This window comes from Verrucosispora sp. TAA-831 (assembly GCF_050780145.1).
GTDB lineage: Bacteria > Actinomycetota > Actinomycetes > Mycobacteriales > Micromonosporaceae > Micromonospora.
Genome location: NZ_CP192240.1, coordinates 592509 through 601633, shown reverse-complemented (window position 1 = coordinate 601633; position 9125 = coordinate 592509). Strand labels below are relative to the sequence as shown.

At 70.2% G+C, this 9125-nt stretch carries 18 protein-coding genes; 17 read left to right on the top strand and 1 reads right to left on the bottom strand.

Annotated elements, in window-relative coordinates; all coding sequences use genetic code 11:
- Positions 1–243: 243 nt before the first annotated feature.
- Entirely contained in the window at positions 244–1614 is a 1371-nt protein-coding gene (locus tag ACQVFL_RS03240) for a tyrosine-type recombinase/integrase (RefSeq protein ID WP_431728656.1), read from the top strand.
- On the opposite strand, the gene ACQVFL_RS03235 is transcribed toward ACQVFL_RS03240, so the two are convergent.
- Entirely contained in the window at positions 1611–2024 is a 414-nt protein-coding gene (locus ACQVFL_RS03235) for a helix-turn-helix domain-containing protein (protein WP_431728655.1), read from the bottom strand. The genes ACQVFL_RS03240 and ACQVFL_RS03235 overlap by 4 nt on opposite strands.
- A gap of 143 nt (positions 2025–2167) precedes the next feature.
- Between ACQVFL_RS03235 and ACQVFL_RS03230 the strand changes: the two genes are divergently transcribed.
- The 16 genes from ACQVFL_RS03230 to ACQVFL_RS03155 all read left to right on the top strand — a co-directional run bounded on the left by ACQVFL_RS03230 (position 2168) and on the right by ACQVFL_RS03155 (position 9125).
- Positions 2168–2410, top strand: a complete 243-nt coding sequence (locus tag ACQVFL_RS03230; RefSeq protein WP_431728654.1) for a helix-turn-helix domain-containing protein — start codon at positions 2168–2170, stop codon at positions 2408–2410.
- Complete coding sequence (locus tag ACQVFL_RS03225; protein WP_431728653.1) at positions 2407–2703, top strand: hypothetical protein; 297 nt, start codon at positions 2407–2409, stop codon at positions 2701–2703. Before ACQVFL_RS03230 ends, ACQVFL_RS03225 begins: the two co-directional genes overlap by 4 nt.
- Positions 2704–2943: 240 nt before the next feature.
- On the top strand, positions 2944–3132 hold the full coding sequence (locus ACQVFL_RS03220) for a hypothetical protein (RefSeq protein ID WP_431728652.1): 189 nt from the start codon (positions 2944–2946) through the stop codon (positions 3130–3132).
- Complete coding sequence (locus tag ACQVFL_RS03215) at positions 3129–3347, top strand: hypothetical protein (protein WP_431728651.1); 219 nt, start codon at positions 3129–3131, stop codon at positions 3345–3347. The genes ACQVFL_RS03220 and ACQVFL_RS03215 overlap by 4 nt, the downstream gene beginning before the upstream one ends.
- The gene (locus ACQVFL_RS03210) at positions 3344–3757 is read left to right on the top strand and encodes a hypothetical protein (protein ID WP_431728650.1); all 414 of its coding nucleotides are present in this window, start codon (positions 3344–3346) and stop codon (positions 3755–3757) included. The genes ACQVFL_RS03215 and ACQVFL_RS03210 overlap by 4 nt, the downstream gene beginning before the upstream one ends.
- Positions 3754–4110, top strand: coding sequence for a hypothetical protein (locus ACQVFL_RS03205; RefSeq protein ID WP_431728649.1), 357 nt, complete (start codon positions 3754–3756; stop codon positions 4108–4110). Before ACQVFL_RS03210 ends, ACQVFL_RS03205 begins: the two co-directional genes overlap by 4 nt.
- Positions 4110–4538, top strand: coding sequence for a helix-turn-helix domain-containing protein (locus ACQVFL_RS03200; protein WP_431728648.1), 429 nt, complete (start codon positions 4110–4112; stop codon positions 4536–4538). The genes ACQVFL_RS03205 and ACQVFL_RS03200 overlap by 1 nt, the downstream gene beginning before the upstream one ends.
- Positions 4531–5151, top strand: a complete 621-nt coding sequence (locus ACQVFL_RS03195; RefSeq protein WP_431728647.1) for a hypothetical protein — start codon at positions 4531–4533, stop codon at positions 5149–5151. The genes ACQVFL_RS03200 and ACQVFL_RS03195 overlap by 8 nt, the downstream gene beginning before the upstream one ends.
- Positions 5144–5410 (top strand): hypothetical protein, encoded by a 267-nt coding sequence (locus ACQVFL_RS03190; protein ID WP_431728646.1) that lies wholly within the window; start codon positions 5144–5146, stop codon positions 5408–5410. The genes ACQVFL_RS03195 and ACQVFL_RS03190 overlap by 8 nt, the downstream gene beginning before the upstream one ends.
- A gap of 81 nt (positions 5411–5491) precedes the next feature.
- On the top strand, positions 5492–5881 hold the full coding sequence (locus ACQVFL_RS03185) for a hypothetical protein (protein WP_431728645.1): 390 nt from the start codon (positions 5492–5494) through the stop codon (positions 5879–5881).
- On the top strand, positions 5878–6303 hold the full coding sequence (locus tag ACQVFL_RS03180; RefSeq protein WP_431728644.1) for a hypothetical protein: 426 nt from the start codon (positions 5878–5880) through the stop codon (positions 6301–6303). Before ACQVFL_RS03185 ends, ACQVFL_RS03180 begins: the two co-directional genes overlap by 4 nt.
- Positions 6300–6518 (top strand): hypothetical protein, encoded by a 219-nt coding sequence (locus ACQVFL_RS03175; protein WP_431728643.1) that lies wholly within the window; start codon positions 6300–6302, stop codon positions 6516–6518. The genes ACQVFL_RS03180 and ACQVFL_RS03175 overlap by 4 nt, the downstream gene beginning before the upstream one ends.
- A gap of 42 nt (positions 6519–6560) precedes the next feature.
- Complete coding sequence (locus ACQVFL_RS03170; RefSeq protein WP_431728642.1) at positions 6561–7709, top strand: hypothetical protein; 1149 nt, start codon at positions 6561–6563, stop codon at positions 7707–7709.
- Positions 7706–8197, top strand: coding sequence for a hypothetical protein (locus ACQVFL_RS03165; protein ID WP_431728641.1), 492 nt, complete (start codon positions 7706–7708; stop codon positions 8195–8197). Before ACQVFL_RS03170 ends, ACQVFL_RS03165 begins: the two co-directional genes overlap by 4 nt.
- Positions 8194–8610 (top strand): hypothetical protein, encoded by a 417-nt coding sequence (locus ACQVFL_RS03160; protein WP_431728640.1) that lies wholly within the window; start codon positions 8194–8196, stop codon positions 8608–8610. Before ACQVFL_RS03165 ends, ACQVFL_RS03160 begins: the two co-directional genes overlap by 4 nt.
- Entirely contained in the window at positions 8607–9125 is a 519-nt protein-coding gene (locus ACQVFL_RS03155; RefSeq protein WP_431728639.1) for a hypothetical protein, read from the top strand. The genes ACQVFL_RS03160 and ACQVFL_RS03155 overlap by 4 nt, the downstream gene beginning before the upstream one ends.

Below are 9125 nucleotides of genomic sequence, written 5' to 3'. Positions count from 1 at the left end.
CGGACAGTAAAGCGTATCCGCAGGCCAGATGGCGTTTAGGCTGATCTTCGAGGTGCCCCCGGCAGGATTCGAACCTGCGACACACGGTTTAGGAATCGGTTCCCGATATAGCCTCTGACCTGCGCCTGAACGCTCCGCCGCAGGTCAGAGGGGGTGCCGCAGCGACACCGAAGAACACGCAGCGACACGGAAGGTTCACTCTGTGACCCCATGGGGTCACCGATTTCGGCTACCGTCCGGGCCGTGGCAACGATTGAGACACGCGGCACGTCGGTCCGCGTGTGCTGGCGGCTCGGCGGCACCCGAGACGGGGCGCGCATGTCCGCGCCGTTCAAGGGCGCCGACCCGGACGCCGTCCACAAGCTCGCCGCACAGGCGAAGAAGCTAGTGGAGGCGTACCAGCACCGCATCACCCGCGACGAGGTGCTGCGCATCGTCCTGGGCGTCGACGAGGCCCCGAAGACCGGCCTCACTCTGGCCGAGTGGGTGAAGATCTGGTACGCCGACCGCAAGCCCGCCAACCCCGAGGCTCTCGGCCTGGGCGAGATCCAGCAGGACACCCTCGACGACTACCTGCGGGTACTGCGTCTGCGGGTGCTGCCGTACCTCGGCCACAAGCTGCTGACCGAGATCGCCGACGAGAAGGACGGCGAACGGCTGCTCAGGGAGTGGATGAAGTCGCTGCGGAAGTCCCGGGTCAGGCGCACCAAGCACAACCCGGCGGGTAATCCGATCTCGGCGAACACCATCCGCACGGCACATGCCGTGTTCCACATGGTCCTCGCCGCCGCGGTGCCGAAGTACATCACGTTCAATCCGCTGGCCCGGCAGGGTGGATCGAAGAAGAGTCGCCTCGGTCTGCCGAAGCCGTCCGCGTTCGAGGGCATGTTCCTGACGCCGCAGGAGACGGAGCGGATCCTTGCTCACTGCGACCCGCACATCAAGGACATCTGGTTCGTGCTGGTCCGGACCGGTTTGAGGCTCGGGGAGCTGCTGGCGTTGCGGGTGCAGGACGCGACGGTGGAGGGCGACGAGCCGGAGATCCGCGTCCGGCGGGCGTTGAAGCACGGGGACCGTATCGGGTTGCCGAAGTCGGCGAAGTCGATCCGGGCGGTGACGACGGACTCCGACGTGACGAAGGTGATCGCCCGCCGGTGCAAGGGCAAGGGCCCCCGTGACCTGATCTTCCCCTGCCCGGGAAAGAAGCGCGACCGCCATGCTGAGCCGACGTGGCGGGAGAACAACCTGAACCGTAGGCATTGGGCGCCGGCTGTGGCGGCAGCGATGCGCTGTGGGCTCCATCCGCCGCCGGAGCCGCCCAAGCCGAAGCGGGGGCCGCGTCGGGCATTGCGTCCGGATGAGGTGTCGACGTGCGGCTGCCCGGGGGTGCTGCGTCGGCGGCCCCGGCTGCACGACGGCCGGCACACCCATGCGACGGACCTGATCCGGGACGGTTGGGAGCTGCACGATGTGCAGAAGCGGTTGGGGCACGCCAGCCCGTTGACGACCCTCACGATCTACGGCCATGCCTGGGATGGGCCGAAGCGCGACCGGCTTGACGAGTTGGCGGAGCGGCGGCGTAAGAAGCTCATGGCGGAGGACGAGGCGGCTTAGGCGCCGCGTTCGCGGGCTTCCCGTTGTTCGGCTTCGCGGAGGCTGCGGATCAGTTCGAGGAGGCTGTCGGCGCGGCCTCGGACCCGTTCGGAGCGGTTGGGGTTCGCGCTGTAGGCACGGACCATGCGCTCGATCTCGTCCAGGTCGGTGGTGGTTCTGGCGTTCGCCGGTGTGGGTGATCCGCCGCGCTGGATGGCTCTGATGCTTCCGGGAGCCCAGGCGAGGGCTTGTTCGATGCCGACGTAGTTGTGTGGCAGCGTTTTCCGGGCGCCGGCTTCGAGGTTGATCCATGTGCCTCGGCTGATGCCTGCTGCGGCGGCGGCGTCGATGACGGTGAGCCCGAGGTCTTCTCGTCGTTGTCGGACGAGTTCACCCAGGCTCGGCTGCTGATCATGGTCATGGTTGGCCACGCATCGAATGGTGGCAGTACAACCCAGTACAACGCCAGCCAGCCGCGCGGACTTGGATCTCATTGATCTCGATTGGACAGCCAGACGCCCCGTATGCCCACTTTCCTGGCGCAATGTTGAACAGAGTTGTACTGTGTTGAACTATGAGGTACGCGCACGCCAACGTGGAGATCAACGGGGCCAAACTCCGCGAAATCCGCAAAGAAGCCGGACTCAACATCGTTCAACTCTCCGCCCGGGTTGGCGTCTCGTTCAGCTACCTGGCCGCGATCGAACGCGGCGAACGCCCCACCGTCGCCCCCGCCCGCTTCATCACCATCTGCGACGCCCTCGGCCTCGAAGACCGCACCGTCCTCCACGCCTCCAAGGCAGGGGCGGCGGCATGATCATCGACATTCCCGACCGGGCACTCACCCTGCCCGAGGTTGCCAAGGTCACCGGTCTGTCGCTGAACATGCTTCAACGCGGATGCCGGAAGGGCTCTATCAAGCACACGCCGAAGGGCGAGGGCACCGAGCGGGTGCACCGAATCATGTACCCCGAGCAGGTGCGGGAACTCCTGGAGTCCCTCCAGATCGGCACCACTCGGCCCGCCCAGCCCACGCCCCTCGACCCGATCGAAGAGGCCATCGCGGCAACCCGGGCCATGGTCGGCCGCCAGAAGCGGCGCAGCGCATGACCGCCCGTACCTCCACAAGCCACCCACCCGCCGTGGGTGAGGCCGACGCCCGGCTAGCACCGACCGCACCGACGCCAGCGGCGGAGCGAAGCCCCGACCACCCTCCTGCGGTCGGGGCAGGCGCACACGTAGAGCGGGCCGCCCCCGCAAGGGGAGCGGCCCGCTAACAGCCCTCGACGCCGGACGCGACCCGGCCGAGGTGCCTACCAGGAACCAATCGACGAAAGGACGTGGTCCCCGATGCAGCTCAACGTACAGCAGACCGACGCCACACCCACAGAGGGTGAGTACGACGGTGAGGTCATCACCGTGTCCGCATGGCCGTGCGGCCACATCCTTGGCGACGTCCACGACGGGTCCTGCCTCCCGTACTTGGTGGGCGTCGTGGAGTTCGACGAGCAGGCCGCTCCCCTGGCTGGTGTCGCGTGAGCCGCCGCAGGCTCGGCGTGATCCGGGCGTTCACCGCGTTCCGGACCCAGCAGTTCGCGTCGTGGCTCGGCCTCGTAACTCGGGACCACGACGAGGAGGACCGGGCCGCCGTCCGGGAAGACCTCATTGCCGGTGCCGTCTTCGTGGTCGTCGTGGTCGGCCTGCTGCTGTGGTCGGGCTTGTCGCTGCACGTCGCCGGGTGGCTGGACGCATGATGCCCACCCCTCTGCCCGCAGGCGTCGGCGTCCTGGACACGGTGCTGCTCGCCCTGCCCGCCACCGCCGGCAACACCTACCACCGGGTCTTGGGCCCGATGGCTGCCGGGCTGGACCTCGGCGATGAGCCGCAGCAGGTACCGGCCTCACCGATGGGCCTGACGGCCTGCGGGCTGGACCTGGTGGAGTTGCGGCCGGAGCGGGCGTGTCTCGCCTCGGGGTGCGGGTGCCGTCCGTGTGTCGACTGCTGGCCGGTCGCCGTGCCCGCGCCTCGACTGCGGGCCGCATCGCCGTGGCCGACCCTCAACCCGGCGGGGTACACGTCGCGGTTGGGTGCGGCCGGTGATCGGGTGCCCCGTCCGCCCGTCCAGCTCCGCCCGCCGGTGCCCGCCTTGGCGGTGACCCGGTGATCGGCTGGTTCACCAACCACGCCCCCGGTGCCTACGTGATCGGCTCCGTCGGTATCGCTGTCGGCAGCGGCATCCTGCTGCACCTCGGTATCGAGTGGGGCCGGATCCTGCGGGAGCGCCGCGAGAAGCGGGAGGCGGAGGTGGCCCGCTACAGGGCCGCGCTCGACGCCGCGAAGGCCCGGCACCCGTCACGCCGCCGTCAGGGTCGACTGCTGCGCGCAGTCAAGGCCCTGCCGCTGACGCCCGCGCCGCGCCGCCCCGCCGACCACACGCCGTGGACGGTCGCCTCCGCCGCTTCGTGGCCGATCCCGCACGCCTACGGCCTGACGGTGCCCGAGCAGAGGGGCAACTGATGCACGACGGCCTGCTGCTGGCACTCGGTCAGCGTGTTCGCCTCCTGCGTGCCGAGCGCGGGTTGACGCAGCGCGAGCTTGCCGAGGCGATCGGCCTCGCCCGAACCTCGGTGACGAACCTCGAAGCAGGCCGTCAGGAGATCGGCTTGCCGGTCCTGCTGCGGCTCGCCGCCGCCCTCGGCGTCACGCCCGGCGTCCTGGTCGACGGGCTCGGCGGGTCGACGCCGGCCGTGATGCCGTGGCTGGAACTGGCCCACGCCGTCACCGCCGCCGAACGGCAGCACCGGGCCGCCGCCGACCGGGCGTGGGATGAGCACCGGTACAACGACGCCATCCGTGAACGGGCCACCGCCGACGGGCTGCACGAGGCACGGGAACTGCACGCCCGGGTGGTCGCCGCCGCCAACGGTGGAGGCGGCCGTGGCTGACCGCATCGTCAACCTGACCCCACACGACATGCACGTCTATCCGCCCGACTGCCCGGACCGCATCGAGCCCGGCAGTGTGCAGCCGATTGCGGTCATTCCGCCTGCGCCTGCGGAGATGCGGGCACCGCTCGACAAGACCCGCATCCGGGCGATGCCGCCGCTGTCGTTCGGCGGTGCCGCAATCCCGATCAACGTGGTCCGCCATCACGGGTCGTCCAACTTGCCGCCGCCTGAGCCCGGGGTGTGGCTCCTGGTCGCCCTGGTGGTGGGGCTGGCCAACCCGGGCCGCCGGGATCTGCTGGTGCCGGACGAGGCGGTCCGCAGCCTGGGCGGTTCGATGATCGGCTGCCGGTCGTTCGGGCTGCCGTACGGCGGTGCGCGCCCGGCTGGCCATACGCGCAAGGTCGAGACGGCCCGCCGCGAGGCACAGCGGTGGTTCGCTGCCGCTCTTCTGCTGTTCGCGGCGACTGTGGCGGCGGCACTCTGGGCCGACCTGTTCGCGGTTCCGCTGGCCATCGCCGCGTGGAGCTGCTTCGCGGTCGCCAGCCATGCTGACGGCTGGCGTCTGGGATGGCTCGCCCGCGACCGGCAGGGCGGTGGTCGCCGTGGCTGAGCTGGGGCACCGCTGCGAGGCAGTGACCGACGCCGACGGCACCGTGATCGCCCGTGCCCGCGTCTCCCCCGACATTGGCGACGAGGGCCGCCGCGCCCTGCGAGACGTGATCGCGGCTGCGGTCCGGCTGCACGAGTCGCTACCCCCGCCGAGCCCGGAAGAGGCGGCGCGGGTGGAGGCGGTGCGGGCACGCAACCGGGAACGGAACCGGCGTCTTCGTGGTGAACCACCCCCGAAAACACCGGACTTCCTTAGCTAGTTCTGTAGAAATTCCTGAGGAATGCCGCTAGGGTTTGACCTGTAACCACCTCCACAAACCCGCTCCCACCAGGAGGATCGCGTGACCTTCAAGCCCGGCGAACTGGTCGACATCACCATCCGGCAGGCCAAAGTCATCGCCGACGGCGGCGTCCTGACCGTCACCTACGACGAACAGCACAACGAGCGCATCGACGTCATGCGCGGCAACCGGGTAACCGTCGAACGCGTCGCCCCCGCCGACTGGCCGCCGGAGGTCGGTGACGTGTGGCGCGATCGGGAAAACGTCCTGTGGTTCATCTCCCTCCGCGAGGTCGGCGACGACTTCCGCACGGAGAAGGTGTTCACGCCGTCGAGCACCCGCGCCGTCAACCGCTACACCAGCTACCAGGCGGACCGGCTGCTGGCCGACCGTGGCCCCCTGACCCTCGTGCACCGCGAGCACCGCGACCAGGACGGCGCGGACCTGTGACCGCGACGACGACCCGGTCTGCCGCCGAGCTGGTCGACCAGATGACCCCGGACCAGATGCGCGCCGCCCTCCACCGGCTGGTCGACCTCTGCGCCGCCGCATCGCCATACGGCATCGACAGCATCCCCGCCGACGGCACCCTGCTCGTCCGAACCGTGGCCGGTGGACACCAAAACCTGCCCGAAACCGAAGACGTCTGGACGCGCACCGACCTGCCCGAGGACACCACCGACCCGGCGTTGAACGAGCGCCGGTTCTGGCCGGTCGGTGGCCGCACCGACGACCCGCGCCGCCGCCTGTCCTTCGGTGAGCTGTTGTGGCTGGACGACCCCGAGTGCGACCGGGGCGACGTGACCCTGACGCCGTACCTCGACGTGGTCGACATCCTGGCCACCCTCCACGGCGGGGACGACGCCCGATGACCGCGACGACGCTCCGGCCCGCCGGTATGACACCCGCCGGCCCCACACCGGCACCGACTGTCTCCGCCGGGCCGGGCGTCGTCGCCCACAAGCCGACCTGCCCGTACTGCCGCATCCAGCCAGCGGGCCTGCTCGCCGGTAGCTGCACCGACCCCGACTGCCGCACCGCCTACCTGCACGACGACGCCCGCTACGTGCGGGCCGACGACATCTGACCCACCGGCCTTCGGGCCGAGCACATCGTAAGGAGCACCACCATGGCGCTGATCACCCGCGACCCGACCGGCGAGGTCCCACCGCCCGTCATCCTCCTCGAAGGCGAAACCGGATCGGGCCGGTCCTGGACCGCCGCCGAGCTGTCCGCATCGGACAAGGTCGGCCAGATGTACTGGATGGAACTCGGCGACGAGTCCACGGCCGACCAGTACGGCGCGATCCCTGGCGTCAGTTACAAGATCTTGGTCCCCGACAACCGCGCCAAGGTGTGGGACTACGCGGCCATCTACCGCGCCGCCTGCGACTTCCGCGACGAGGCGAACCGCACCGCCGAGGCTGGCGAGAAGCCGCCGGTGCTGGTGGTCGACCAGCAGGGCGCGGTGTGGGACGTGCTCAGTGAGTGGGCCGACAACCGGGCGCGTAGCACCAAAGCCAACCGCGAGAAGTTGGCCGCGAACCCCAATGCGGAGATCGACATCACGTCGAACTTCTGGAACGACGCGACCGCCCGCTGGCGCAAGCTCATGACGGTCCTGCTCACCACCAAGGGCATCGTGATCCTGCTCTCCCGAGGGGAAGAGGTCGCGGCCTTCAAGGACGGGAAACCGGTCAGCGGCAAGACCACCTGGAAGGTCGCTGGGCAGAAGTCGTTCGCCTCGTCCATGCCGATCTGGGTGCGGATGACTCGCGACGGCAACCCGAAGCTGATCAAACTGCGGTCGGTGGTCAACGGGGTCCGGCCCGGTGTCGACCCGGAGCGCGGTCTGCCGGGGTTCAGCCTGGAACGGCTGATCTTCGAACGGTACGGCTGGAACCCGACGACCGCGACCGCCCGCGAGATGGTGCCGATGGTCGCCGGGAGCGACGCCCCGCTGTCCGACGCCGCCGCCGTGATCGAGCTGGCCGTCGAGGCGTCCGAGAGCATGGCGCAGCTCAAGCAGGCGTACGACAAGATCGGGCCCGCGCTCGAACGGGGCGAGATCACCGAGGCCGAGCAGAACTACCTGTTCGCCGCCATCAACCGGCGCAAGCCGGAGATGCCCGACTACCAGCCGCCAGCCCAAAGTCGCCCGGCGCAGGCCGCGCAGGCAGCCAGCCAGTCTCGGCAGGAGCGGACGCCGTCGCCGGTGGATCTGGCTACCGATCACGGACGGCAGACGACCGGTGAGCTTTCGGGCGTGGCGGCATGAGCCGGGCAGCCCTGATCCTGAGCGTCCTCCGCTACGAGGCCCTGGCGAAGGCGTGCAAGGCACGTCTCGCCCGGCTCGCCGAGTCGGAGTACCGGCAGGAGGGCATCAAGCCCACCTGGAAGGCAGACGGTGCCACGGTTTCCAGCTCCACCAGCAACCCGCACGTCGCGGTCACCGACCCGGCAGCATTCCTCGCCTACGTCGAGACGCGCTTCCCGACCGAAGTAGAGACGGTTCGTCAGCCCCGGCCCGCTTGGTCGCAGCGGTTCCTGGAGCAGGTTGCCGAGCGGGGTCACCCGGCGTGCGACGCGCAGGGCGAGGAGATTCCCGGCCTGGAGTGGCGGGCCGGGGGCGAGTGGAAGGGCATCTCCATCCGCGCCACCCCGGAAATGAAGGCACTGCTCGCCGAGGAGGCCGCCGACGAAGCCGCCGCCGTCGGCGACACACAGCCGCAGGCCGTCGCGCCGGTGGGGGTGCCGCAGCCGTGAGGTCGTCCCGCCTGCCCTCCCGGTCCGCGAAGCGTGCCGCCGCCGACGCCGCCGCTGGTGTCGTCCGCACGTCGACGCTGAACCGTGGCACCGGCCTGAGGCAGGCGGGGCGACTGAACCGGTCCGGGCAGCTCTCGCGAACCTCGGTGACGGTGTCCCGTCCGGTCGACACCGGCCCGGACGCGGCAACGGTCGCCGTGGTGGTGGACCGCGACCAGGGCTGCTGTGTCCGCTGCGGCCGGTACGTCGTTCATGGTGTCCGGGGGCGGGCGTGGTCGGTGCAGCATCGGCGTGCCCGTCAGTGCCGCGACCGGCGGCCGGACACGAACACCCCACCGAACCTGATCGTGTTGTGCGGGTCGGCCACCACGGGCTGCCACGGCTGGGTCGAGAGCCGCCGGGCGGCGGCATGAGCGACTTCCGGCTGATCGTGACTGGCTCCCGCTCGTGGGACGACATCGCCGTCTTCGACCGCGAGCTGTGCACCGTCGCCGAGGCGGCCCGGTACGCGGGTGCTTCCCGCCTGGTGGTGGTGCAGGGGGCCTGCTACCCGATGCCGGACCGGCAGACCCACGTCCGGCCGCTGCGGTCGGCCGACTGGCTCGCCCACCTGTGGGTGCAGCACCGGGGCCCGCACCAGCCGCTGCCGGAGGTGGTGGAGGAGCCGCACCCGGCTAACTGGGCGGCGTCGTGCCGTCCCGAGTGCCGCCACGGTGGGCGCCGCATCCACGGTGATCGGTCCTCGTGCCGGGCCGCTGGCGACTACCGCAACCAGGCGATGGTCGACCTCGGCGCGGACGCCGGACTCGCCTTCTGGGACGGCCGGTCCAACGGCACCCGCCACTGCATTCGCGCGCTCGAAGCCGCCGCCATCCCCACCCGCGTCATCCGCCCCGCCACTGTCCACAGCTTTGTCCACAGCTCCTGA